General features: G+C 72.6%; 19 protein-coding genes and 1 pseudogene. 5 read left to right on the top strand and 15 right to left on the bottom strand.

The window, feature by feature from the left end:
* Positions 1-100: 100 nt before the first annotated feature.
* From FDO65_RS02945 to dop, 7 genes are all read right to left on the bottom strand, one after another.
* On the bottom strand, positions 101-2,620 hold the full coding sequence (locus tag FDO65_RS02945; RefSeq protein ID WP_137447969.1) for a CHAT domain-containing protein: 2,520 nt from the start codon (positions 2,618-2,620) through the stop codon (positions 101-103).
* A 481-nt stretch (positions 2,621-3,101) separates the two neighbouring features.
* Positions 3,102-3,767: a hypothetical protein gene (locus tag FDO65_RS02940; protein WP_137447968.1), complete on the bottom strand. Its 666-nt coding sequence runs from the start codon at positions 3,765-3,767 to the stop codon at positions 3,102-3,104.
* A complete protein-coding gene (locus FDO65_RS02935) occupies positions 3,764-4,597 on the bottom strand; it encodes an RNA polymerase sigma factor (protein WP_205849741.1) in 834 nt (277 codons plus the stop codon). The genes FDO65_RS02940 and FDO65_RS02935 overlap by 4 nt, the downstream gene beginning before the upstream one ends.
* A gap of 212 nt (positions 4,598-4,809) precedes the next feature.
* Positions 4,810-5,637, bottom strand: coding sequence for a proteasome subunit alpha (gene prcA / locus FDO65_RS02930; protein ID WP_137447967.1), 828 nt, complete (start codon positions 5,635-5,637; stop codon positions 4,810-4,812).
* Between the two features lie 128 nt (positions 5,638-5,765).
* On the bottom strand, positions 5,766-6,665 hold the full coding sequence (gene prcB / locus FDO65_RS02925; RefSeq protein ID WP_205849932.1) for a proteasome subunit beta: 900 nt from the start codon (positions 6,663-6,665) through the stop codon (positions 5,766-5,768).
* A complete protein-coding gene (locus FDO65_RS02920; protein ID WP_137447966.1) occupies positions 6,665-6,859 on the bottom strand; it encodes a ubiquitin-like protein Pup in 195 nt (64 codons plus the stop codon). Before FDO65_RS02920 ends, prcB begins: the two co-directional genes overlap by 1 nt.
* A gap of 87 nt (positions 6,860-6,946) precedes the next feature.
* The gene (gene dop / locus FDO65_RS02915; protein WP_205849931.1) at positions 6,947-8,491 is read right to left on the bottom strand and encodes a depupylase/deamidase Dop; all 1,545 of its coding nucleotides are present in this window, start codon (positions 8,489-8,491) and stop codon (positions 6,947-6,949) included.
* 144 nt (positions 8,492-8,635) lie between these two features.
* Between dop and FDO65_RS02910 the strand changes: the two genes are divergently transcribed.
* Entirely contained in the window at positions 8,636-9,919 is a 1,284-nt protein-coding gene (locus FDO65_RS02910; protein ID WP_166442012.1) for an FUSC family protein, read from the top strand.
* 11 nt (positions 9,920-9,930) lie between these two features.
* On the opposite strand, the gene FDO65_RS02905 is transcribed toward FDO65_RS02910, so the two are convergent.
* The 4 genes from FDO65_RS02905 to FDO65_RS02890 form a co-directional block, all read right to left on the bottom strand.
* Entirely contained in the window at positions 9,931-10,920 is a 990-nt protein-coding gene (locus FDO65_RS02905) for an aldo/keto reductase (RefSeq protein WP_137447963.1), read from the bottom strand.
* 66 nt (positions 10,921-10,986) lie between these two features.
* Positions 10,987-12,693: a proteasome ATPase gene (arc, locus tag FDO65_RS02900; RefSeq protein ID WP_420847511.1), complete on the bottom strand. Its 1,707-nt coding sequence runs from the start codon at positions 12,691-12,693 to the stop codon at positions 10,987-10,989.
* A 388-nt stretch (positions 12,694-13,081) separates the two neighbouring features.
* Entirely contained in the window at positions 13,082-13,933 is an 852-nt protein-coding gene (locus tag FDO65_RS02895; RefSeq protein WP_420847510.1) for a tRNA (adenine-N1)-methyltransferase, read from the bottom strand.
* A 188-nt stretch (positions 13,934-14,121) separates the two neighbouring features.
* Positions 14,122-15,363: a site-2 protease family protein gene (locus tag FDO65_RS02890; protein WP_137447962.1), complete on the bottom strand. Its 1,242-nt coding sequence runs from the start codon at positions 15,361-15,363 to the stop codon at positions 14,122-14,124.
* 264 nt (positions 15,364-15,627) lie between these two features.
* Here FDO65_RS02890 and FDO65_RS02885 point away from each other — a divergent pair, with 264 nt between their 5' ends.
* On the top strand, positions 15,628-16,542 hold the full coding sequence (locus FDO65_RS02885; protein ID WP_137447961.1) for a RecB family exonuclease: 915 nt from the start codon (positions 15,628-15,630) through the stop codon (positions 16,540-16,542).
* A 48-nt stretch (positions 16,543-16,590) separates the two neighbouring features.
* Here FDO65_RS02885 and hisG read toward each other — a convergent pair whose 3' ends face one another.
* From hisG to FDO65_RS02870, 3 genes are all read right to left on the bottom strand, one after another.
* Positions 16,591-17,448 (bottom strand): ATP phosphoribosyltransferase, encoded by an 858-nt coding sequence (gene hisG, locus FDO65_RS02880; protein WP_137447960.1) that lies wholly within the window; start codon positions 17,446-17,448, stop codon positions 16,591-16,593.
* Between the two features lie 221 nt (positions 17,449-17,669).
* A complete protein-coding gene (locus FDO65_RS02875; protein WP_137447959.1) occupies positions 17,670-17,933 on the bottom strand; it encodes a phosphoribosyl-ATP diphosphatase in 264 nt (87 codons plus the stop codon).
* Between the two features lie 116 nt (positions 17,934-18,049).
* On the bottom strand, positions 18,050-18,502 hold the full coding sequence (locus FDO65_RS02870) for a hypothetical protein (RefSeq protein ID WP_137447958.1): 453 nt from the start codon (positions 18,500-18,502) through the stop codon (positions 18,050-18,052).
* Between the two features lie 132 nt (positions 18,503-18,634).
* Between FDO65_RS02870 and FDO65_RS02865 the strand changes: the two genes are divergently transcribed.
* Complete coding sequence (locus tag FDO65_RS02865) at positions 18,635-19,264, top strand: DUF1990 family protein (protein WP_137447957.1); 630 nt, start codon at positions 18,635-18,637, stop codon at positions 19,262-19,264.
* 401 nt (positions 19,265-19,665) lie between these two features.
* Here the strand turns inward: FDO65_RS02865 and uvrA are convergent.
* Positions 19,666-22,554 (bottom strand): annotated as a pseudogene (uvrA, locus tag FDO65_RS02860) (excinuclease ABC subunit UvrA); the annotation flags it as partial.
* Positions 22,555-22,724: 170 nt separating this feature from the next.
* Here uvrA and FDO65_RS02855 point away from each other — a divergent pair.
* Together FDO65_RS02855 and FDO65_RS02850 are read left to right on the top strand one after the other, a co-directional pair.
* Positions 22,725-23,459: a maleylpyruvate isomerase N-terminal domain-containing protein gene (locus tag FDO65_RS02855; RefSeq protein ID WP_166442011.1), complete on the top strand. Its 735-nt coding sequence runs from the start codon at positions 22,725-22,727 to the stop codon at positions 23,457-23,459.
* A gap of 85 nt (positions 23,460-23,544) precedes the next feature.
* A complete protein-coding gene (locus tag FDO65_RS02850; RefSeq protein ID WP_137447954.1) occupies positions 23,545-24,210 on the top strand; it encodes an MBL fold metallo-hydrolase in 666 nt (221 codons plus the stop codon).
* Positions 24,211-24,246: the final 36 nt, after the last annotated feature.

Here is a 24,246-nt window from a genome sequence, read left to right as displayed (position 1 = left end):
GCCGACGGTGTGTCACCCACCGGTCCAGTACCCGCGCCCGGCCGGACCACTCACCGACGGCACCCTCGGGCCTGTCCGGCCGGCACCCGCGGTCGTGGTCCTACAGACCGGCCCCGAAGCAGGTGAACGGCGCCGGGTCGTCGATGGTGTCGGCGACGTGGGCGACGGCCTGGGCCAGCGCCGCGGCGGGCCGGTCGCCGGCGGCCAGCCGTCGGTGATAGGCGGCCATGGTCGCCGCCGCCGCCTGATCGGAGATCCGCGCGGTCCCCGCGACCACGGTGGACACCCCGCTGCGCAGCAACGCCGCCACCAGGCCCAGCGGTTCCCCGCCGGGGCGGTCGTCGGCCCGTCCGACGTCACAGCTGGACAGCACGACCTGGGCCGGCAGGGTCGGATTCGGGGCCACGTCGTACCCGTACAGCAGGCCGTCGTGCAGCAGCACCCCGGAGAAGAGCGGGCTGGCGGGTTCGTGGTGGCCGTGGGCGGCGATGTGCAACAGGCCGCCGGCCGGAATGGCCCGCAGCACCTCCGCGCCGGTCGCCCGGTCGTCGGTGAGCACGACGGCCCCGGGATGCGCGGCGGCGACGGCGGCGACCTCCGCGCGCCCGTGGGGCAGGTCGGGTCCGGCCACCGCCAGCACCCCGTGCCGGTGATCGTCCGCGCGGCGGTCCAGCGCGGCCAGCGCCCCGGTGACGGACGACACCACGCTGACCGGTCGGCCGGTCAGTCCGGGCAGTAGGGCCCAGGGCACGACGGCGGCGGCCCCGGTGGCCGCGACGATGACCGGGCCGTCGTCCACGAACGGCAGGATGGGCTCGACGATCTCTCCCGCCACCGACGCCAGCGCCGCCCGCAGCGAGGCCCGGGCGACGTCGCGGAGCCGTTCGGGCACCCGGCGGTCGGCCAGGACGTCCAGGTCACCGACGATGCGGGCCAGGAGCCGGTCGAGGGGGAACCCGGCCGTCGTCGGCAGGTAGCGGGCGGAGTCGGCGGTGATGACCAGGGCATGGAACCGGCCGCGCCCCCGGAACGGCGCGACGATGCTGATCCGCGGATCGGTCCGGGCCAGGCGCCGTCGGACGGCAGCCAGCGACAGCGGGCGATCGACCGTACCCGGACCGGCGAGCGACCAGGACCGGGCCCGGACCCGTCGGCGCAGGTCGTCGACCCGGCGGTCGAGCACCGGGTCAGGCACCCCGCGCACGGTCGCGAGGTGGGCCAGGTACATCGCGGTCCGCAGCTGACCGAGTTCCCGGCCGAGCAACGGGTCGGCGCTCGGCCGGACCGCGGGCAACCGGGTCCCCGCCCCGCGCGAACGCTCCAGCCACTGCAGCACCACCGCCGGCGACCCGGTCTCCAGGGCCGCGCGCAGGCCCAGCCCGGTCAGCTCCCGGCCGTGCATCGCGGCGGCCGACTGCAGGTCCTGGGATCCGAAGCGTGCCTGATAGCGGGCGAGATCGTCCAGACCCCGGCGGATCTCGGCCAGTCCGGCCGCCACCCGTCCCCGCGCGAAGTCCAGACGGGCGCGCACGACCCGGGCCTGCAGCTCGGTGGCGATGGTGGCGGTCTGGTTGGTCCCGCGGAGCCGACCCCCCTCGAGCACGCCTGCAGCCTCGATCGCGGCGGCCGCGGCGTCCAGCCGGTCGTCGTGCAGCAGGGCATCGGCCTGCAGCAGCCGGACGGTCCGATGGTCCTCGGTCAGACCGGCGGCGAGCAGTTCGGAGGCCAGTCGGTCGGCGTGGGCGGCGACCCGGCGGGCGCGACGCCGGCGATCGGACCCCGACGGGTCGCCCGGCGCCGCGGGCTCCGTACGGCCCGGTCCGGGGAGATCGATCTGGCGGGACTCGGCCCGCAGCTCGCTGACCCGGGCCGAAAGCTCGCCGCGCGGATGCCGGGCGGCGGCGTAGCTGCGCACCGCCTGCTGGGAACGACGGACCGCACTGGCCGGGTCCCCACGCAGCAGATCCAGATCGGCCAGCACCAGCAGCGCCTCGGCCAGGTCGACCCGGGCGCGTTCGGCGGCGAACGCCTGCTCGGCCCGGACCGCCGCGTCGGTGGCCTCGAGCACCAATCCGGCCGCAGCCAGGACCCGGGCCCGATCCAGGGCGCGGTACCCCACGCGCACCACGGGATCGATCTCCTCGGCCCGGTTCATGTCGGCCAGGGCCCGGGGCAGGTCACCGGTGACGAAGTGCACGAGTCCGCGCTGGTGGACGGCCAGCGCGACCCCAGCGATCAGGCCCAGCTCCTCGGCCAGCCGGTGGGCCTGCGCGCAGTCGGCCTGCGCCTCCTCCGGCCGGCCGTCGCCGAGGTGCAGCAGGGCCCGCCAGTGCAGCATCCGCACCAGGGCGGCTCCTGGTCGCCCGTTCGTCGCGATGGCCGCGTCCAGTTCGCGCCAGGCCTGTGCAGTGCGGCCGGTCCGGGCGAGCAGTACGGCCCGGGACGCCCGGACGTGCGGGGACGCGGTCGGAGCCGTCGTGGCGGCCAGCTCGGCGGCCTCGTCGAGCAGTCGCTCGGCGTCGTCGATCTCCCCCAGCTCCACCTGGGCGTCGGCCTGCACCAGTAGCAGCCGGGCCCGCATCGCCGACGTCCACCCGGGATCGGCGCCGGAGGCCGACACCAGGCGGTCCAGGCGGGCGACGGTGCGTTCCGCCTGTCGCAGTCCCGTCGCCGGTCGTCCGATGTCGATGAGCTCGCGGGCCGAGGTCCAACCGGTGACGACGGCCCGCTGAGCCGCAGAGACAGGTGCTGGCCGGGCCGCGAACGGGCCGCGTGTCCGCGGTGGCCGAGCCGGCAGGCCGGCCGACGCATCGAGCACCCGACGGGCGGCGGTCGGGAGAGATCCAGCGTTTGCTCCCGCAGACCCGTCCGGCAGCACCCCGCGATCCGTCGACGTGTCGTTCTGTCGACAGATCACCGGTCGCGCCACCCTCCAGGCTTCAGCCACCCACCGTCCGGCAGGCGCGGCCTCACGCAACGGCAGGGGGTTCCGCCCGGTTCGACCACCGACGTCGGTTCTATCGCGGAGCGATAGTCGGGTCAATCCGCGGGCAGGGCAACGCCGCCGCCCTCCCTCGGAAGTCGGGGCCGGCGTGCGCGCGTCAGAGATGGACGGCCGGGGTGACCACCGGGAGGGTCAGCACCGGATCCGACAGCTCCGTGGGATGCAGGACCAGCTGGGCGGGACCCCCGGGAACGGCCTCGAAGACGAACCGTCCAGCGTCGTCGCACTGGGTGCACAGCACGGCATCGCCGGAACGGAGCTCGGCGCGCAGTCCCGCACCCGGTGCGGCCCAACCGTCCAGGCGGACGGAGCCGTCCCGGTGCGGGTGCAGAACGAGCATGACCGTCAGGTTGTCGCTGGCGAAGGTGACCCGACGGGCATGTTCGACCGACCGCGTTCCCGACGGTCCGACCCCGGCGAGCTCCGACTCGACCAGCCGGGCGAGCTCGGCGTCCAGCCGCCCGTCGGGGCCGTCCGATGCCGGGCCACGGCCGATGTCGGAGTCCATGGCCCCGAGACCGTCCAGTCCGAAGAGGATCAGGTCGGGCAGCAGCTCGGGCATCGGGTCGAAGGCGTCGTAGATGGCGGCGAGATCACCGAGCAGACGCAGGTCGGTGCGATCCAACGGTTCCAGGCCACCGACCTCGTCGGCGTCGGCGAGCTCCAGTTCGGCCACGAAATCCCCGGCCGTCCCCAGGTGCGACTGGGCGGGTAACGCCACGGGGGCGCCGGGCCCGGCAGGGCGGTCACCAGGAGCGATCATGACCACTCTCCTTTGTCGAGTCGGGCGCGCAGCTTGGCCAGGCAGCGACCACGGGTCGGGCCGATGGAACCGATCGGGATGCCCAGGTCGGTGGCGATGCGGGCGTAGTCGGGTTTGGGGGCGAACGCGATGACTGCGAGCAGCCGTCGACACCGTTCGGGCAGTTCCGACACCAGTGCCCACAACCGGCGCTGCTGATCGGTCAGCAACGCGGCATGCTCGGCCGACGGCGACCGGGGCAGGTCCTGATCGGTGGGCTCCTCGCCGGTGCGTTTGGCCCCGGCGGCTTTCTCCCGCCAGGCCATCCGGCGCAGGCTGACGGTCATCCAGCGCACGACCGCGAGCGGATCGCTGATGCTGTCCTTGTGCCGCACGAGCAGCATGAACGTCTGCTGCACGACGTCCTCGGACTCCGCTCCGGTCAGCCCGCACTGGCGGGCGGTGTGCCACAGCAGCGGGCTGACCAGGCGGACCAGTTCGTCGATGGCGCCCGGGGTGCCCTCCCGGTAGCTCTGGAAGGCCGCACCGGCCCGCACCACCAGGTCCCCGGCGTCGCGACGGCGGGTCTGACCGGCCGCGGCGTCGTCCTGGACAACCGGTTCCGGCGGTGACGGTGTCTCCACCGTCCCGGGAGCGGACCCGTCACCGGCGATCCGCGGCGACGGTGCGGGAGACAGCTCGGTCAGCGTTCCCGCGGGGTCTGTCACGCCGTCCTCAGCGCTCGTCATCGGCTTCACGCCTTCCCACTCGTTCCGCTCCACCGTCGGAGCGTCAGCGGCCGTCCCGCCGCCAACGGCGAGGACGACGACCGACAGGCGCGACTGCGACACGTCGACCTCCCGTTCGTGGACCCGCCGCTGGATGCCGAACGACCTTCGCCGGGCAGCTTAGTGGGGTGGCGCACGGCGTTCAGGAACTCCCGAACCCCTCGTCAGGACTGCCCGAACCCGGGGTCAGGAGGCAGCTCGAGTGCGCGTGATACCGGTTGATCCCAGATTTCTGGGAATGGCGGTCGAACGTCGCGGGCAGGCGGACAGTCCGCTCAGGCCGTCTCATCCCCCGTGGCGGCGTCCGCGTCGGTGGGATCGGACTCGGTGGGGTCAGGGCCCTCGGGCAGGGTCACCACGACCTCCGGCTCGGTCAGCAGGGCGGACAACGCCCCGCCTTCGAGGCGGCGGAAGGTCCGGCCGGCCAGGGTCCGGTCGAGGACGGCGACCTCCAACTGGGCCGGGGTCAGCTGCCGAGGGGCGTTCTCCCCCGCCGCGCCCAGCGCGGAGACCGCCGCCCGAAGAGCGGCGCGCAGGGGCAGACCCGGCGCATAGCTGGACTGCAGGGCCGAGACGACCGGCTCGGTCGCCCCGCCCATCACCACGAACCGCCGTTCGTCGACGATCGACCCGTCGTAGGAGATGCGGTACAGCTGGTCGTGCCCGCCGGTGGGGCCGTCGTCGTCGGTCATCAGCGGCACGCCGGGAGCCGGTGCGGGACCGACCTCGGCGACGCACAGTTCGACCTCGAACGGCTTCTGGTGCTCGGAGAAGATCGAGCCGATGGTCTGGGCGTAGGCGTTGGCCAACCAGCGACCCGTCACGTCCCGCCGGTCGTAGGAGAAGCCGCGGACGTCGGCCAGCCGGATCCCGGCCGTCCGCAGGTTCTCGAACTCGTTGTACCGGCCGACCCCCGCGAACCCGATCCGGTCGTAGATCTCGCCGACCTTGTGCAGGGACGGCTGATGGTTCTCGGCGACGAACAGCACGCCGTCGGCGTAGGTCATGACGACGACGCTGCGACCCCGGGAGATGCCCTTGCGGGCGTACTCGGACCGGTCCCGCATGAACTGTTCGGGCGAGGCGTAGATCGGCATCGTCACGGCGGACGGGCTCCTTCGGGCGTTCACGGTCGCGGAAGTCGGATCCGGCGGGCCGTGGGGTCGGGCGACGCGGGGGCGGGGGCGGGAGCGGCCGCCGGCGATCGGGTGGATCGACGGCGGCCCCGGACTCAGCCCCCCGGGTTCTGCATCCGTCCGGTGACGACGGCATCGGCCACCGCACCGACGGCTTCGTCGGACCACCGGACCGCGCCGGTGGTCGTCACCGCCACCACGACGGGGAAGATCCGACGCGTCAGATCCGGGCCGCCGGTGGCGCTGTCGTCGTCGGCCGCGTCGTAGAGCGCCTCGACCGTGTACCGCACCGCGGTGGCCAGATCGGCACCCGGCCGGTAGCGCTTCTTCAGGGCGGAGCGGGCGAACACCGACCCGGAGCCGACCGCGAAGTAGTCGTGTTCCTCGTACTTCCCGCCTGCGACGTCGTACGAGAAGATCCGGCCCGGCCCGGTCGCCGGCATCGGCGCGGTCCCCCGGGATCCGAAGCTGTCCTCGACCCCGGCGAACAACGGGACGACCGCCAGACCCTGCAGGGCGGCGCCGAGGTTGTTGCGGATCATCGTGGCCAGTCGGTTGGCCTTGCCGTCCAGCGACAGCCGGACGCCCTCGATCTTCTCGTAGTGCTCCAGCTCCAGCTTGAACAGCCGGACCATCTCGACGGCCAGACCCGCGGTACCGGCGATGCCGATCGCCGAGTGCGAGTCGGCCAGGAACACCTTCTCGATGTCCCGCTGGGCGATGATGTTGCCCATCGTCGCCCGCCGGTCACCGGCCATCACCACGCCGTCGGCGCAGGTCACCGCCACGATGGTGGTCGCATGGGGGACGTCCGGGCCCGAACCCGCCGGCCCGCTGTACGGGTCGATCGGCCGCTGCGGCAGCAGATGCGGCTCGGCCGCGGCCAGGAACTCGGTGAACGAACCGGTCCCCGGGCGCAGGTAGGCCGCAGGGACCGCGGCGACCGGCCAGGGCGCGGCGGGCTGCGACGGGGCGAAACCCGAACGGTCGCCGATCACTGGCCGCCCTTCTGGACGTACGAGCGGACGAAGTCCTCGGCGTTGGACTCGAGCACGTCGTCGATCTCGTCCAGGATGTCGTCGGTCTCCGCAGCCAACTTCTCGCGGCGTTCCTGACCACCGCCGTCCGCGCCGGCGACGTCCTCGTCGCCGTCCCCGCCACCCGAACGCTTGGTCTGTTCCTGCGCCATGCTCTCTCCGATCGTCGATCGTCCTGCGAAGCCTACCCAGGCGGTCCGACACTCCGACGGCACTGGTCCGTGCCGTCCCCCGGCCGTCTATCTGCGGGTCAGCGCGTCCACCAGTTCGGTGGCGTCCGCGGCCGCGTCCAGCAGGGCGCCGACGTGGTGCCGGGTCCCGCGGGTCGGCTCCAGGGTGGGGATCCGGACCAGCGACTCGCGGCCGACGTCGAAGATCACCGAGTCCCAGGAGGCCGCCGCGAGCCGGTCGGCGAACTGGCCGACGCACCGACCCCGGAAGTAGGCCCGGGTGTCCTCCGGCGGAGCCGTCATCGCCCGCTGCACCGCGTCCTCGTCCACCAGCCGCTTCATCGACCCGCGGCTGACCAGCCGGTTGTACAGGCCCTTGTCCATCCGGACGTCGGAGTACTGCAGGTCGATGAGCGCCAGCCGCGGCGCCCCCCAGGACAGTCCGTCCCGCGCGCGGTACCCCTCCAGCAACCGCAGCTTGGCCGGCCAGTCGAGCTCGTCGGCCAGCAGCATCGGGTCGCGCTCGAGCCGGTCGAGCACGTCGAGCCAGCGGTCGACGACGTCCTGGGTCTGGGCCTCGACGCGCTCGTCGGGCTCCCCGCCGCCGGGCGTGGCCCCGACAGCCGCCCCGCCACCGTCGGCGACGAACGCGGCGGCCGCCTCGGCGTAGGCCCGCTGAATGTCCAGACCGGTGTACTTGCGCCCGTCGTGCAGCGTGACGACCGTCTTCAGGGACGGGTCGTGGGAGATGTGGTGCACGGCGGCCACGGGCTGGGCCAGCTCGACGTCCGGCATGGGCCAGCCGGCCTCGATCATCGCCAGGACGAGCGCCGACGTGCCCAGCTTGAGGTAGGTGGACGTCTCGGCCAGGTTGGCGTCCCCGATGATGACGTGCAGCCGGCGGTGCTTGTCGGCGTCGGCGTGCGGCTCGTCGCGGGTGTTGATGATGCCCCGCTTGAGCGTGGTCTCCAGCCCGACCTCGACCTCGATGTAGTCCGACCGCTGCCCCAGCTGGTAGCCCTCGGTCTGGCCGGACGGACCGATGCCGACCCGCCCGGCACCGGTGATCACCTGGCGGGACGCGAAGAACGGCGTCAGCCCGGCGATCAGGGCCGGGAACGGGGTGTCCCGCTTGCACAGGTAGTTCTCGTGGGTGCCGTAGGAGGCGCCCTTGCCGTCGACGTTGTTCTTGTACATGTGGATGGGCTTGGCCCCGGGCACGGCCGCCGCCAGCTGGGCCGCCGCCTCCATCACCCGCTCACCGGCCTTGTCGAAGAGCACGCCGTCCAGCGGGTTGGTGACCTCGGGTGAGGAGAACTCCGGATGGGCGTGGTCGACGTAGAGCCGAGCGCCGTTGGAGAGGATGACATTGGCCGCGCCGATGTCGTCGATGTCCGGCTCGGACGCGCCGAACAGCGCCGACAGGTCGTACCCGCGGGCGTCCCGCAGGGGCGACTCCACCTCGTAGTCCCAACGGGGGCGGCGGGCCCGCGGCGCGGCGACGGACGCGGCGTAGGCCAGGACGACCTGGGTGGAGGAGATCACCGGGTTCACCCCGGGTTCGCCCGGCACCGAGATGCCGTACTCGACTTCGGTCCCCATGATGCGACGCACAGTCATACCGGGAAATCTACGGGTCCCGGCCGTTCGGTGGTGGGCGCGGGGGTCCGCCGGGTTCGCCGGGCCGTGGCCCGGGGTGACGACGATCGCGTGGTCCGGAACCGCCGCCGAGCACGGTGGTACGACAGGATCAGAGACGTGCCCGACCCCGACTCCCGCGCAGCCCGCCCGACCCGGTGGTCCCGCCGCGGATGGCAACGGGTCCTCGGACCGGTGCGTCGCCGCGTCGCCGGGACCGGCCGAGGCGGGGTCCGCGGTCTGGCCGACCTGCTGAGTCTGGACGGCACCGTACTGGTGCAGGCGTTCAAGATCGGACTCTCGGCGTCGCTGGCCTGGGCGCTCGCCCTGTGGTGGCTCAACTCCCCCAGCCCCATCTGGGCGCCGATCACCGCGTCCCTGATCGCCCTGCTGACCGTGCGCGCCTCCGTCGGCGACGCCCTGCAGCGTCTGGTCGCGGTGCTGATCGGCATCCTGGTGGCCATCTGGCTGGGCGGTCTGGTCGGCCTGCACGTCTGGTCGATCGGCGTCATCGTCACCGTCGGATTCCTCGCCGGCCGGATCCTGCGGCTCTCCCCCGGGGCGGCGGCGCAGATCCCCATCAACGGGCTGTTCGTGCTGGTGCTCGGGGGCGGGGCCGATCCGGGCCAGCGGTATCTGGACACCGTGGTCGGTGCGGCCGTCGCCGTCGCCGTCAACCTGCTCATCGTCCCGCCGAACCTTGTCGATCCGGCGCGACGGTCGACGGCCGATGTCGCGGACGGCGTCGTCGCCGTCCTGGGGCGGATGTCGACGGGCATCGCCCGCCCGTGGACGCACGAGGAGGCGTCGGGGTGGCTGGCCACCGCCCGGCAGCAGCGACGGGCCGCCGGACGGGCCGAGAACGACGTGGCCGACGCCGACCAGTCCCTGCGTCTGCATCCCAACCGGGCCGCCTGGACCGGTGCCCTGGACCGGGTGCGTCAGGCGGCCGACACCCTGATCGTCGTCGACGTCCAGGTGCGGGTACTGGCCCGCACGCTGCGTGACACCGCCGACCGGTTGTCCGGCACCGACGGTCGGCAACCGCCCTACCCGATGGCCTCGGCGCTGCTGGCGACCACCGCGGGGGCGATCGAGGCGTTCGCCTACGCCCTGCTCGCCGGAAGCACCCGGCCGCAGCGATCGGCATTGCCGCCGGTCGAGGCCGGTCCCGCCCGTCGCGGCATCGTGCTGGCCCGGGAGACCATCGCCGCCATCAACGCGGACCTCAGCGCGCTGCTGGCCGCCAATCTCGAACGCGGGGTGCTGCTCGGGGCGCTGATCGTCGAGACCGAACGGATCCTCGACGAACTGGAGACCGGGCTGGACGCCGCCGGCGCCCGGGCGGCTCAGCATCCAGCGGACGGTGAGACTTCCGAGGATGAACCCTCAACCCGAGGGTGAGAGTTCGCGCGTCAGGTCCAGGCCAGGGCCGACCGGTCGGCCCAGTACTCGGCCGGGTCCTGCGGGGCGGCGAGCAGCCGGTCCATGTCGGAGTCGTCCAGTTCGACGGTGTCCGCCGCCACGTTGGACGTGAGCTGGTCGACCCCGGCCGATCCGAGCAGGACCCGGTCGACCCACGGCTGCCGGGCGACGACGGCCAACGCGACGGCGTCCAGCGTGACGCCCCGATCGCCGGCGATCTCGCGCAGCGCCCGCGGCGGCCGGCTGAGCAGCCGACCGTTGGCCAGCGACTCCTTGATCAGGACCGTGAGCTCGTTCCGCGAGGCCAGCGCCAGGGCGTCACCGACGCTGGTCTCCAGCAGATTCCACGTCGACTGCACGGCGGAGAACAACCGGGCGCCCTGACGTTCGACGTCCAGGGCCTTGCGGATGGTGTCGGCCTGGCCGGTGCCGGTGGTGGTGAAACCGATGGCCACCCCGGAGTCCCGCAGCCCGGCCAGGGCGTCCAGCAGCTCGGCGTCGTCGAACAACGGGGAATCGGTCGTCAACGAGTGCACCTGGTACAGCGCCAACCGGGGCAGGGTCCGCTCGGTCAGCGTCCACTGGCGCCGGAACTGCGCGGCACTGTGTTCCTTGACCTCGTGGACGGCCGCGTCGCGATCCCAGTCACCGACGTAGGCGTAACCCCACTTGCTGGACACGGTGGGCGCCGACCGCACCCAGTCCGGGTCGGCGGCCGCCCGTTCCCGCCACCAGTCCCCCACGAACTCCTCGGCCCGGCCGTACGAGCGGGCGGTGTCCACCCAGTCGACCCCGGCGGTCAGCGCGGCGTCCAGGACGTCGAACGTCGCCTGCCGCATGGCGTCGACCGACCGGTCGCCGGGGAGGGCGTCGGCCGCACCGGTGGTGATGTACGCGGGACGGCCGAGGACGGCGGTGCCGATGGCCCAGGCCGCGTGGCCGGGTCGACCGGCACGGGGGGAGGAAGAGTCGGAGCGCATGGCCCGACGGTACCCAGCGCGGGCGACGACGATGCCGCCACCGCCCGCGCCGGGAAGCGCCGGGGCCTAGAGGTACTGGCCGGTGTTCGACGCGGTGTCGATCGCCCGCGAGCCCTCGGACTGCTTGCCGGAGACCAGGGTGCGGATGTAGACGATCCGCTCGCCCTTCTTCCCCGAGATGCGGGCCCAGTCGTCCGGGTTCGTGGTGTTCGGCAGGTCCTCGTTCTCGGCGAATTCATCGGTGATCGCGTCCAGCAGCTGCGACACCCGCAGACCACCGCCGGTGCCGCCGGTGACGATCTGGTCCTTGATCGCGTACTTCTTGGCCCGGTCCACGATGTTCTGGATCATCGCGCCGGAGTTGAAGTCCTTGAAGTAGAGGACCTCCTTGTCACCATTGGCGTAGGTGACCTCCAGGAAGCGGTTGTCGTCGGTCTCGGCGTACATCCGCTCGACCGTGTGCTGGATCATCGCCGCCACGGTCCCTGACCGATCACCGCCGAACTCGGCCAGATCCTCCGGGTGGATGGGCAGCTCTGGCACCAGGTACTTGGTGAAGATGTCCCGGGCCGACTCGGCGTCCGGACGCTCGATCTTGATCTTCACGTCCAGTCGGCCGGGCCGCAGGATGGCCGGGTCGATCATGTCCTCGCGGTTGGAGGCACCGATGACGATGACGTTCTCCAGCCCCTCCACACCGTCGATCTCGCTGAGCAGCTGGGGGACGATCGTCGTCTCCACGTCCGAGGAGACACCGGTGCCACGCGTGCGGAAGACCGAGTCCATCTCGTCGAAGAAGACGATGACCGGGGTGCCGTCGGCCGCCTTCTCGCGAGCCCGCTGAAAAATCAGCCGGATGGTCCGCTCGGTCTCGCCGACGTACTTGTTGAGCAGCTCCGGGCCCTTGATGTTGAGGAAGTAACTGGTCACGTGCTCCTGCCCGCGGGACAGCGCGACCTTCTTGGCCAGCGAATTCGCCACCGCCTTGGCGATCAGCGTCTTGCCGCAACCGGGCGGCCCGTACAGCAGGACGCCCTTCGGCGGCCGCAGCTGATAGGTGCGGAACAGATCGGCGTGCAGGAACGGCAACTCGACCGCGTCCCGGATCTGCTCGATCTGCCGGGTCAGGCCGCCGATGTCGCCGTACTCGACATCCGGCACCTCCTCCAGGACCAGGTCCTCGACCTCGGCCTTGGGCACCTTCTCGTAGGCGTACCCGGCCTTGCTGTCGACCAGCAGGGAGTCCCCCGGCTTGAGGGTGGCCTGGCGCAGCGGCTCGGCCAGATGCACGACGCGTTCCTCGTCGGCGTGCCCGACGACCAGCGCCCGATCGGTGCCGAGGACGTCGCGCAGCGCGCAGACCTCACCGACCAGCTCGTACTCGCCGGCCTCCACGACGGTCAGCGCCTCGTTGAGCCGCAGCTGCTGGCCGGGCCGGAGCTCGTCGACCTCGATGGTCGGCGACACCGTGAGCCGCATCTTGCGCCCACCGGTGTGCACCTCCACGGTGCCCTCCGGGCCGGCGCCGAGGAAGACGCCGTAACCGCTCGGCGGCTGCGCCAGGCGGTCGACCTCCTCCTTGAGCTGCAGGAGCTGTCCCCGCGCATCGCGCAGGGTGACCACGAGCTTCTCGTTCCGCTCGGTCAACGCCGCGATCCGATTGGCCGACTCCGTGAGCTGCCGTTCCAGCGGCCGGGTGTCGGCCGGCATGGTGGCCAACCGCCGCCGCAACTGCGCGATCTCGTCGTTCAACGACCGGACCTGCGCCGTCAGCTGGGCCGGCGTCTGCCGGCCGTCATCCGGGCCGCCGAAACCGCCGCCCGTACCTGTTCCCTGACTGTCGACCACGACTGCCCTCCCCGTTCCGGAGTGCTGCAAAGTCTCACGGTACCTACGGCCACCGACATTCCCGGACGCCCGGTCCACCGGCGAGCCGTGACGATGGTCTCGGTCCGCTGGCCGGGACCCACCGACGCCGGCGGCGGCCGATCACCCGCCGACCGGTTCGGCCACCCATCGTGACCTGCACCGACGCAGTCACCCGCCGGTCGGGTCGAGAACCGGTACCCGTGATGGAGGTATCCCGTCGCCCGCCGGACGACCCGAGATCGTTACCGGCGCGTCATGCCCGGGGCGACGCGCGCGGGACGGTGGCCGACGCTCAGCGGCCGGAGGCGGTGGGTCGTCGCTGGGGGCGGGGGGCGGTCACGCCCGGAGCCAGACGACGGGCCGTCAGCAGGAACGCGGTGTGGCCGATCATCCGGTGCTCGGGCCGGACGGAGAGACCGACGAGATGCCACGGCCGGTGCAACGACTCCCAGGCGTCGGGCTCGGTGAAGCCCGTGCTGGCGCGCAGATCCTCCGCGACCCGGGAGAGCTGGGTGGTGGTCGCCACGTAGACGATCAGCACCCCACCCGGCCGGAGGCACTCCAGCACCGTCGGGATCATCGTCCACGGCTCGAGCATGTCCAGCACGATCCGGTCAGCGACCTCGGCGTCACCCGACGCCGCGTGATCGGCCAGATCGCCGACCCGCAGGTCCCAGTTGGCCGGCCGGCCACCGAAGAACCGTTCGACGTTGCGGACCGCGTGCTCGGCGTGGTCGTCCCGGATCTCGTAGGAGATGACCCGACCGGTCGGACCCACCGCGCGGAGCAACGAGCAGGTCAGGGCTCCGGAACCGGCGCCCGCCTCGATGACCGTGGCACCCGGGAACACGTCGCCCCAGTGCACGATCTGCGCGGCGTCCTTCGGGTAGATGACGGCCGCACCGCGCGGCATCGACAACACGTAATCGGTCAGCAGCGGACGCAACGCGAGATACGACGACCCGCCCGCGGAGGTGATGACCGAGCCCTCCGGCTGCCCGATGAGCGCATCGTGCTGCAGGGCGCCGCGATGGGTGTGGAACGTCGCCCCCGTCTCGAGGTGCATCGTGTACTTCCGGCCCTTCGAGTCAGTCAGCTGGACCCGGTCCCCCACCACGAAGGGGCCCGTGCGGCCCCCGGCGATGACCGGGGCGGCGGCGTCCGCGTCCGGCTCGTCGGCGTTGGTGGGCGGCGGTGACGTCGGCATCACTGCGTCGAGCGGGGCTGCTTCGGGGGCGGGCGACTCGGGGTTGAGCATGGAATCCGTTTCGGTGGGTGACACGCGAGCGTGGTCGAGCGGGTGGTCGGACAGGGGCGGGCGGACCCGGTCGGTCAGCGCGGGTCCCGCGCCGACCGGAGCAGCAGGTCGGCGCGGTGCAGGACCCCGCTGGCCCGGCCGTCGTCGTCGACGACGAGGAACATCGACGCACGGGACCGGCCCATCCGGCCGGCCACGTCGCCGGCGGCATCGGCGGCGAGCAGCACGCTATCGGGCTCGAGCGCCTCGGCGCCCGCAGCGGCCGGCGCGGTGGGTTGTTCGCGGGCCAGTTCCGCCGCGACCCGGTGGTCGAGCAACCCGCTGGACGTGCCCCCCGTTCCGGTCAGCAGAACGGATGTCCCGGCTCCCGCCGCCAGGTGCATCGGCGACTCGGCGGGCATGGTCACCACGGGGCGAGCCAGGCTGAGCCAGTCGTCCGGAACCCGACCGGGCCGCGGGGACCGCGACGACCCGACCCGACGATCGGTCGTGGTGAGCTGCGGAATGCCGGCGGCGGCGGCCGCGTCGCCGGTGGCGGGCAGGTCGACCGGACGGATCCGCCGCGGGAACTCCCCGGCAGCCCCCACGGCGACGAAGGCGGCCGTGCCCAGCCCGATGGCGCCGAGCAACGCCGAACCGTCGGCGGTGAGCAGCAGGACGACCGACGCGGCGGCCAGGGCCCCAGCGACGACGAACCCGCCGGCCACGGCCACCGCGGTGCCGGCGGGTCGCCGACCGGACAGCCGCCAGACCGCCGCCCGCACCACGCGACCGCCGTCCAGCGGCAGCGCCGGGAGCACGTTGAAGACGGCCAGCACCGCGTTGGCCAGCGCCAGCAGATACCACAGCAGCCACTGCACCGAACCGGCATCCACCGCCGCCGCGGGGATCGCGCACAGACCGGCGACGGCGGCGCTGACCACGGGACCGGCACCGGCGATGACGGCCTCGTCGCGCGGGGTGCGGGGCACGCCCACCAGCTCGGACGCCCCGCCCAGCAGGTAGAGCCGCACACCCAGCACCCGGCTGCCGACGAGGCGGGCGGCGACGCAGTGACCCAGTTCGTGCGCCAGCACGCTGACCCCGAGGAGGACCCCCAGCAGGATTGCGACGGTGACGGCCGACGTCGTGGAGGTACCGGGCACCGCCTGCTGCACGACCGGGACGCCGAGGACCGCGATGACGGCCACCGAGGCCACCCAGGACGGTGCGACGAAGATCGGCACCCCGGCGATCCGGGCCACCTGGAAGCCGGCCGGCAACCGTCGGGCGAGCTGCGACCACGCGGTCGGCTCGGGGGACGGCGGCAGGGGCATCCGTGCAGGGTATCGGCTGAGGATGTGCGGTCCCTGAGCGGAACGGACGCCGTGACCTGCGGCGTCGGCACCGGGTGGCACGCTGGGCCCATGGCACCGACGGCGACCTCACCCGGCGGGTGGGGGCTGGCGATCCTGGCCGCGGTGGCCGTGCTCCTGGTCGGGGCGCTGGCCTTGGCCCTCCTTCGCTCCCCCGGTACGCGACGAGGGGGGCGTACCCCCGATCGGGACTCGCTGTCGGTCCCCATGACTACGTTCCGCGACATGAGTGTGCAGAGCAGCGACGTCACCCCCACGGACGTCACACCGTCCGGTGAGCGCCCGCGCCGGCGGCTCGCGTTGTCCCCGTCCCGGGCCGGCGACTTCAAGAACTGCCCGCTGCTCTACCGCTACCGGGCGATCGACCGCCTGCCCGAACCGACCGGGCGGGCCGCGGCCCGCGGCATCCTGGTGCACCTCGTGCTGCAGCGCCTGTTCGCCCGACCGGCCGACCAGCGCGGACTGCCCGGCACGCTGGCCGATGTCGTCCCGGCCTGGACGCAGCTCGTCGAGCAGGACCCGGCGCTGAACGAGCTGGTCCCGCCGACGGCCCTGGCGGCCTGGATCGCCGACGCCCAACGGCTGCTGCGCCGCTACTACGAGCTGGAGGACCCGCGGCGTCTGGAGCCGGAGGCGTGCGAGTGGATGGTGGACACCGAGCTGGTCGGCGGCGGCCCGGCCGATGGCCCGACGACGGTGCCCGTGCGGGGCATCCTCGATCGGCTCGACCGGGGCCCCGACGGGCGTCTGCGGGTGGTCGACTACAAGACCGGCCGGGCGCCGGGCCCCGAGCACGAGCTGGGCGCATTGTCGCAGCTGAAGTTCTACGCGCTGATGGTGTGGCGATCGCGGGGCGAGGTACCCGGCGAGCTGCGGCTGATCTACCTCGACGACGGCCTGACCCTGCGTTACAGCCCGACCGCCGACGAACTCGCCGCGTACGAGCGCGGCCTGGGCGCGTTGTGGCGCACCGTGTCCCGCGCCGTCGAGACCGGCGACTTCCCGGCCCGACGCGGGGCCGGGTGTCGGTGGTGCGTCCAGCAGGACCACTGCCCGGAGTTCGGCGGGCAGCTGCTGCCCTACCCAGGGTTCACCCGGGCCCCGTCGGCCGGGCCGGTGGACGCCGACGCCCCCCACTGACCGCCGACGGGTCTGTGTCGACGGCCCGGTGGGCGGCGGCCCGCGTCGTCAGAGGCGGCAGGACCGGATGTCGGAGGCCAGGACCGCCTTGGCCCCCAACTCGGCCAGGGCGTCCATCACCGGGTTCGCCTGGTGGCGCCGCACCATCGCCCGGACGGCCACCCAGTTCGGGTCGGCCAGCGGAGCCACGGTCGGCGACTCCAGACCGGGCGTGATGGCGGTCGCCCGCTCGAGCAACTCGGCCGGGCAGTCATAGTCCAGCATCAGGTACTGCTGGGCGAAGACCACACCCTGCAGCCGGGTGGCCAGCTGCCGGGCCGCCGCCGACACCTGCGGGTCGGCACCGTCGGGGGAACGGCCGATGAGCACCGCCTCGGAGGCGCAGATGACATCCCCGAAAGCGGCCAGGCCGTGCTGCCGCAGGGTCCGCCCCGAGCCGACGACGTCGGCGATGGCATCGGCCACGCCGAGCTGGATCGAGATCTCGACGGCGCCGTCCAGTCGGATGACGTCGGCGGTCAGGCCGTGGGCGGCGAGGTCCTGCCGGACGAGATGGGGGTAGGCGGTGGCGATGCGCTTGCCGCCCAGGTCGGCGACGTGCCAGTCCTGATCGGCCGGTCCGGCGTAGCGGAAGGACGACTGCCCGAAACCGAGCGCGACGACCTCCCCCACCGGGGCGCCGGATTCGCGGGCCAGGTCCCGTCCGGTGATGCCGAGGTCGAGCTCCCCGGAACCCACGTAGACGGCGACGTCCTTGGGCCGGAGGAAGAAAAACTCGACGTCGTTGACGGTGTCGATGACGGTGAGGTCCCGCGATTCCGAGCGCTGCCGGTAGCCGGCCTCGCGCAGCATGTGGGCGGCGGGCTCGCTCAGGGTGCCCTTGTTGGGGACGGCGACTTTCAGCATCAGTGGTTCTCCTCGGTGGCGGCAGGCGGCGGCCCGCAGGGCCGCTTCGCGTGCGCGGTCGACCGGGTCCACGCGGGCCCGGCGATGGCGTGGTGGTCGGCGGGGTCCGGGCGGACGCCGGACGGCCGGAGGGCAGGTGCGGGGGTGGGCAGCGGTGTGGGAACCGGAGGGACGGACCCGCGGACGACGGAACGACGACCGCGGGCGCTCCGGAACCACCGCTACAGATGTCGGTACACCTGCTCCAGCGTCAGACCGCGGCCGAGCATGATCACCTGGGCCCGGTAGAGCAGCTGCGAGATCTCCAGCGCCAGGCTGTCGTCGTCCTCGTGCTCGGCGGCCAGCCACACCTCGCCGGCCTCCTCCAGCAGCTTCTTGCCCTGGGCGTGCACCCCGGCGTCGAGAGCCGCGACGGTGCCGGAGTCGGTCGGACGGGTGGCCGCACGCTCGGTCAGTTCAGCGAACAGCGCATCGAACGTCTTCACGGGGCGCATTGTCGCAGACCGGAGGGAACCGGAGCCAAACGGCCGGACGCCGTCGGGCGGCCGGCAGGCGTCGGGCGAGTCCCGATGGCCTGGTGCCCCGGGTCGAAAGGTGACTGTCAGACCGCCGGGGACGGGCGGGCGGACAGATGATCGCGCACCCATTGACCGGCCCCGGCGACCGGGATCGCTCCGCTGAGGACCTCCTGGGCGAACTGGATCCCGGCCAGGCTCAGTCGCCCGTCGGGTGAATCGGCCGGATCGTTCCGGATCCGTTCGGAGACGAGCCGGGTCGCCGGGCCACCCATCCGCACGGTCGACACGACGATGCCAGCGAAGTGGCGGACCTGGCCCCGCGTCCCGTCGTCGTACTCCGCCCGGAACCCGACCCCCGGAACCAGATCCCTGCCGCCGGCCTTGAGATCCAGCAGACCGGCCAAGCCGGACCGGATCCCGGCGGCGCGTTCACCGGTCGCATCCAGCAGCTGGCGCGGTGACGGTCGGGCCGCCGCGATCTCGTCGATCAGGTCGGCCAGTCGTGCGCAGGCGTCCACGTCCTCCATGGCGATCATGGTCCGACCCGTCTTGGCGCATCCCCGGGGCCATCGGTCGATGTTCACCCGCACGGGCGGCCGCAAGGGTTGAGCGGCGGCCGACGGGCTCGAGCCGGGCTGCGAACGGACCTGACGGGGTACGGAACGGAAATGGACAGCGACACGGCGGAACGGCCGGAGCGGCGGGACATCGACGGCGCGGTCACCTACGCACCGACGGGCGGCACCCTGCAGGAGCCACCCACCCCGCTCCCGGGCCATCACTGCATCGACGAGCGGGTCGCGATCGGCCGGGGTGACCGACGGTTCGAGCAGGCGGTCGCCGCCGTCCTCGACTGGCAGGTCCAACGCGAGGCCGGGGTGCGGGTCGACGTCGACGGTCCGCCACGGCCGGGCCGCAGGGTCACGTTGCGGGTGGGGGCGGGCCCGGCCCGACTGTCGGCCCCGGTAGTGGTGGTCGGTGTCGTCACCACCGAGGCCGGCGGCGGTCCGGCCGACCGCGCCGCGGCCCGGCCGACCGACACGGAACCGGGGACGCCGGGGGCGGGCGTCGTCCGCCGAGCCGGCTTCGCCTACGGCACGGCCCCCGGGCATCCGGAGTCCGGTGAGGAGGCCTTCCTGATCGAGCAGGACGGGGCCGGCGTCGTGTGGTTGCGCATCATCGCGTTCTCCCGTCCGGCGACCTGGTACGCCCGGCTCGGCGGACCCGCCGCACGGGCGGTGCAGGCGATCATCACCCGCCGTTACCTCCGCGCCCTGGGACCCCGGATGACCAGCTGACGGTGGCGGGCCTGCACCCGCGCCGGTCGCCGGAGCGGTGCGGTTCGGCCGGCCCAGCCGGCCCGTCCCGGGGCACCCCCGGGACAGGCGAAGGCGCCGGATCGAGATCTCGGGCCCGGGATCGACTACAGCAGCTTGGCGGCCTTGCGGCGGGCCTTTGCCGCGGCCTGCTGGGCCGGCGCGACCGGCCGCTCGGCCGTCGCGACCGCAGCCCGGCCCCGGGCCTTGGCCGGTGCCGACCCGTTCGCGACCGACGGGGCCGAGCCTGCCGACCCGTTGGCGGTGACAGCGGCCCGATCAGCGCCGGTGGAGCGCGTCTTCCGGGCCGCCGGCGTCCGGGTCCCGTTCACCGTCGCCGCGCCGGACGATCCGTTGACCGGGGCCTTGACGACAGTGTCGCCGGTGACCCCACCGCGTCCAGCGGTCCGTCCGGAGAGGATCTCGGCCAGGAACTGGCCGGTGTAGGACTCCGGGTTCTCGGCGATCTGCTCGGGCGTGCCGGTGGCCACGACGGTCCCGCCGCCGGAGCCGCCTTCCGGGCCCATGTCGATGACGTGGTCGGCGGTCTTGATGACGTCGAGGTTGTGCTCGATGACCAGGACGGTGTTGCCCTTGTCGACGAGGCCATTGACCACGCCGAGCAGCTTCTCGATGTCGGCGAAGTGCAGGCCGGTGGTCGGCTCGTCGAGGACGTAGACCGTCCGTCCGGTCGACCGCTTCTGGAGTTCGGACGCCAGCTTGACGCGCTGCGCCTCGCCGCCGGACAGCGTGGGCGCGGGCTGTCCGAGCCGTACGTAGCCGAGACCCACCTCGACCAGCGTCTTGAGGTGCCGGTGGATCGGGCCGATGGCCTCGAAGAAGTCCGCTGCCTCCTCGATGGTGGTGTCGAGGACCTCGGCGATGTTCTTGCCCTTGTAGTGGACCTCGAGGGTCTCCCGGTTGAACCGGGCGCCTTTGCAGACCTCGCAGGGCACGTAGATGTCGGGCAGGAAGTTCATCTCGATCTTGAGGGTGCCGTCACCGGCGCAGGCCTCGCAGCGGCCGCCCTTGACGTTGAACGAGAACCGGCCCTGCTGGTAGCCGCGCACCTTGGCCTCGGTGGTCGAGGCGAACAGCTTGCGGATGTGGTCGAACACCCCGGTGTAGGTCGCCGGGTTGGACCGAGGGGTCCGGCCGATCGGCGACTGGTCCACCCCGACGACCTTGTCGACGAGGTCCAGGCCCGTGACCCGGGTGTGCCGGCCGGGCACCATGCGGGCGCCGTTGATCCGGTTGGCCAGCACCGCGTGCAGGATGTCGTTGACCAGGGTCGACTTGCCCGAGCCGGACACGCCGGTCACCGCGGTCAGCGTGCCCAGCGGGAAGTCGACGGTCACGTCGCGCAGGTTGTGTTCACGAGCCCCGACGACGGTCAGCTTCCGCTTGCGATCCGGCTTGCGGCGGACCAGCGGCACCGGGATCTCGCGGCGGCCGGAGACGAAGGCGCCCGTCAGCGACTCCTCGCTGGCCTCCAGATCGGCGACGGTGCCCGAGACCACGACGCGACCGCCGTGCTCGCCGGCGCCGGGCCCGATGTCGACGACCCAGTCGGCGGTGCGGATGGTGTCCTCGTCGTGCTCGACGACGATCAGCGTGTTGCCCAGGTCGCGCAGCCGGGTCAGCGTCTGGATGAGCCGGTGGTTGTCCCGCTGGTGCAGGCCGATGGACGGTTCGTCGAGGACGTAGAGCACGCCGACCAGCCCGGACCCGATCTGGGTGGCCAGCCGGATGCGCTGGGCCTCCCCGCCGGACAGTGTGCCGGCGGCGCGGTCGAGGGACAGGTAGTCCAGACCGACGTCGAGCAGGAAACCCAGTCGCGCGTCGACCTCCTTGAGCACGCGTTCGGCGATCATCCGGTCGCGCTCGGACAGCTGCAGACCGGGGAAGAAGGCCGCGGCGTCCTTGATGGACATCCCGGCCAGGTCGGCGATGCTCACGCCGGGGGCCGGGTGGTCCGGGTGCTCGAGGGTGACGGCCAGGATCTCGGGCTTGAGTCGCGTCCCCCGGCACACCGGGCAGGGCACCTCCCGCATGTAGCCCTCGTACTTCTCGCGGGCCCATTCGGAGTCGGTCTGCGCGGCGCGACGCTCAAGGAACGGGATGACGCCCTCGAAATCGGCGTAGTAGGAACGCTGGCGCCCGTACCGGTTGCGGTAGCTGACGTGCACCTGGGTGTCGCTGCCGTGCAGCACGGCCTTGCGGACGGCCGCCGGCAGCTTGTCCCAGGGGGTGTCGAGCGAGAAGCCCAGACCGTTGGCCAGCCCGCCGAGGAGCCGCTGGAAGTACTCGGCGGTCGTCCCCGTCGACCAGGGCTGGATGGCGCCGTCCGCCAGGGTCGCGGAACCGTCGGGGACGATGAGTTCCGGGTCGACCTCCTTGCGGATGCCCAGACCGGTGCACTCCGGGCAGGCCCCGAACGGGGAGTTGAACGAGAACGACCGGGGCTCGAGTTCGTCCAGGGCCAACGGGTGGTCGTTGGGGCAGGCGAGCCGCTCCGAGTAGCGACGCTCGCGGGCCGGGTCGTCCTCTTCCAGGTCGACGAAATCGAGGATCAGCACCCCTTCGGCCAACCCCAGCGCCGTCTCCACCGAGTCGGTAATGCGCTGCTTGGCCGACGGCCGGGAGACCAGCCGGTCGACGACCACCTCGATGGAGTGCTTCTCCTGCTTCTTCAGGGTCGGCGGCGCCGTCAGCTGGTGGACCACACCGTCGATGCGGGCCCGGGCGAAGCCTTTGCCCTGCAGCTCCTCGAACAGGTCGACGTACTCGCCCTTGCGCTCCCGGACGACCGGGGCGAGCACCTGGAAGCGGGTGCCCTCCGGCATCTCCAGCACGCGGTCGACGATCTGCTGCGGGGTCTGCTTGGCGATCGGCTCACCGCAGACCGGGCAGTGCGGGTGGCCGATGCGGGCGAAGAGCAGGCGGAGGTAGTCGTAGACCTCGGTGATGGTGCCGACCGTGGAGCGCGGGTTCCGCGAGGTGGATTTCTGGTCGATCGACACCGCCGGGGACAGGCCCTCGATGAAGTCGACGTCCGGCTTGTCCATCTGGCCCAGGAACTGACGCGCGTACGACGACAACGATTCGACGTACCGGCGCTGCCCCTCGGCGAAGATCGTGTCGAAGGCCAGCGAGGACTTCCCGGATCCGGACAGACCGGTGAACACCACCAGGGCGTCGCGCGGAATGGCGAGGTCGACGTTCCGCAGATTGTGTTCGCGGGCGCCGCGCACGAGGAGGTGGTTCGTCACGGAAAGCCATGGTAGGCGCGGGGTCCGACAACGGGTTTCGTCGCCACGTTGGCGCTGGTCACAGCATGGAACCGAGCGGAATGGGGTACTGGCCCGCGCGGTCGCTCCCATCGGTGGGACGGCCCCGGCCCGAGCGGGCCGCCGGCACGGCGGTGGAGCAGGATGGGCCCATGGCCTCGAATGCGGTGACCCCCGACATCCCCACCCTCATCGACGCGGTCGACGACGCGAGCACCCGTCTGGTGACCGCGGTCGAGGACACCATCGACACCGGCGGAGTGACCGTCTTCGCGGCGCCCTCCCTCATCGACGGTTGGACCCTCGGGCACGTCGTGTCCCACCTGTCCCGCAACGCCGATGCCCTGCGGAACGTGCTGGACGGCGCCGAGCACGGCGAGCAGCGGCCGCTGTACACCTCGCGGGAGGAGCGGGACGCCGAGATCGAGGCCGGCGCCCGGCTGGACACCGAGTCGATCGCCCGGGACTTCGAGCAGACCACCCGGTTCTTCACCGAGAAGATCCTGGCCGTGCCCGACGACGTCTGGGCGGCTCCCATCGACCTGCGCGGCCCGACCACCGCCGACACGTTGCTGTGGGCCCGGCTGGCCGAGCTCGAGTTCCACCATCACGACCTGGGCGTTGACGACGGTCTCGCCCGGCTCGACCAGCGTCAGCTCGCCCTGCTGTTCGCCGCCCTGCAACGCACCTACCTGCGGACCCGCTGGTCCGACGGCTCCGGGCCCGGCTTCGTACTGGCCCCGGACGACATGCCCCCGATCACCGTGGGCGGGGGCGGCCCCACGATCTCCGGTGCCCCGGCAGCGGTCGCCCTGTGGCTGGGCGGGCGCAGTGACGGGTCGGACCTGCAGTCCGACGGCGACCTGCCGGAGCTGCCGGCCTGGTGAACGCGGCTCCGAGGTGTCCTCACCCGGTGAGAAGCGAGCGGTCCCCGTCCGGCCCCGACAGGGCGGCCTGGTTACGGTGGCCGGCATGACCTACACCGGCCACGTGGACCCGCAGGGCGCACCGGCGACGCGCGAACTGCCGCAGATCTCGATCACCAAGTTGTCCGTCGGACCGATGGACAACAACGCCTATCTCCTCGTCGAGAAGGCGACCGGCGACGCGGTGCTGATCGACGCGGCCAATGACGCCGACCGCATCCTCGACCTCATCACCGGGGCCGGCTCCGCGGTGAACGTCCGGGCCATCGTCACCACGCATCGCCACGACGACCACTGGCAGGCGCTGGCCGCGGTCGCCGGGAAGACGGGCGCCGACACGTATGCCGGCGCCGCCGACGCCGAGGCGATTCCCGTCGCGACGACCGTCGCTCTCGACCACGGTGACACCGTCCCGTTCGGCGACGGAACGCTGGAGGTGATCGCCCTGCGGGGGCACACCCCCGGCTCGGTGGCCCTGGTCTACCGCGATCCCGCAGGCGGACCGCACCTGTTCACCGGCGACTCGCTGTTCCCGGGCGGACCGGGCAAGACGTGGTCGGCGCCGGATTTCCAGTCGCTGGTCAGCGACCTGGAGAACCGGGTGTTCGGCACGCTGCCCGACGAGACGGTCGTCTATCCCGGACACGGGGACGACACCACCCTGGGCACGGAGCGACCCCGACTGCCCGAGTGGCGCGCCCGCGGCTGGTGAACCGACCCGACCGGGGTCGGCCGCTCTCCGAGAGCG

Origin of the sequence: Nakamurella flava (genome assembly GCF_005298075.1) — a bacterium.
GTDB classification, from domain to species: domain Bacteria; phylum Actinomycetota; class Actinomycetes; order Mycobacteriales; family Nakamurellaceae; genus Nakamurella; species Nakamurella flava.
The sequence above is the reverse complement of the archived record's forward strand: the minus strand, read 5'-3'. Positions and strand labels throughout refer to the sequence as shown.

Bases quoted from the DNA above. Each gene is read 5' to 3' on its own strand.
- FDO65_RS02890 (WP_137447962.1), bottom strand. From the start codon at position 15,363: ATGCCCCTGCCGCCGTCCCCCGAGCCGACCGCGTGGTCGCAGCTCGCC.
- FDO65_RS02940 (WP_137447968.1), bottom strand. From the start codon at position 3,767: ATGATCGCTCCTGGTGACCGCCCTGCCGGGCCCGGCGCCCCCGTGGCG.
- FDO65_RS02920 (WP_137447966.1), bottom strand. From the start codon at position 6,859: ATGGCGCAGGAACAGACCAAGCGTTCGGGTGGCGGGGACGGCGACGAG.
- FDO65_RS02885 (WP_137447961.1), top strand. From the start codon at position 15,628: ATGAGTGTGCAGAGCAGCGACGTCACCCCCACGGACGTCACACCGTCC.
- FDO65_RS02905 (WP_137447963.1), bottom strand. From the start codon at position 10,920: ATGCGCTCCGACTCTTCCTCCCCCCGTGCCGGTCGACCCGGCCACGCG.
- FDO65_RS02870 (WP_137447958.1), bottom strand. From the start codon at position 18,502: ATGATCGCCATGGAGGACGTGGACGCCTGCGCACGACTGGCCGACCTG.
- FDO65_RS02855 (WP_166442011.1), top strand. From the start codon at position 22,725: ATGGCCTCGAATGCGGTGACCCCCGACATCCCCACCCTCATCGACGCG.
- hisG (WP_137447960.1), bottom strand. From the start codon at position 17,448: ATGCTGAAAGTCGCCGTCCCCAACAAGGGCACCCTGAGCGAGCCCGCC.
- FDO65_RS02850 (WP_137447954.1), top strand. From the start codon at position 23,545: ATGACCTACACCGGCCACGTGGACCCGCAGGGCGCACCGGCGACGCGC.
- FDO65_RS02865 (WP_137447957.1), top strand. From the start codon at position 18,635: ATGGACAGCGACACGGCGGAACGGCCGGAGCGGCGGGACATCGACGGC.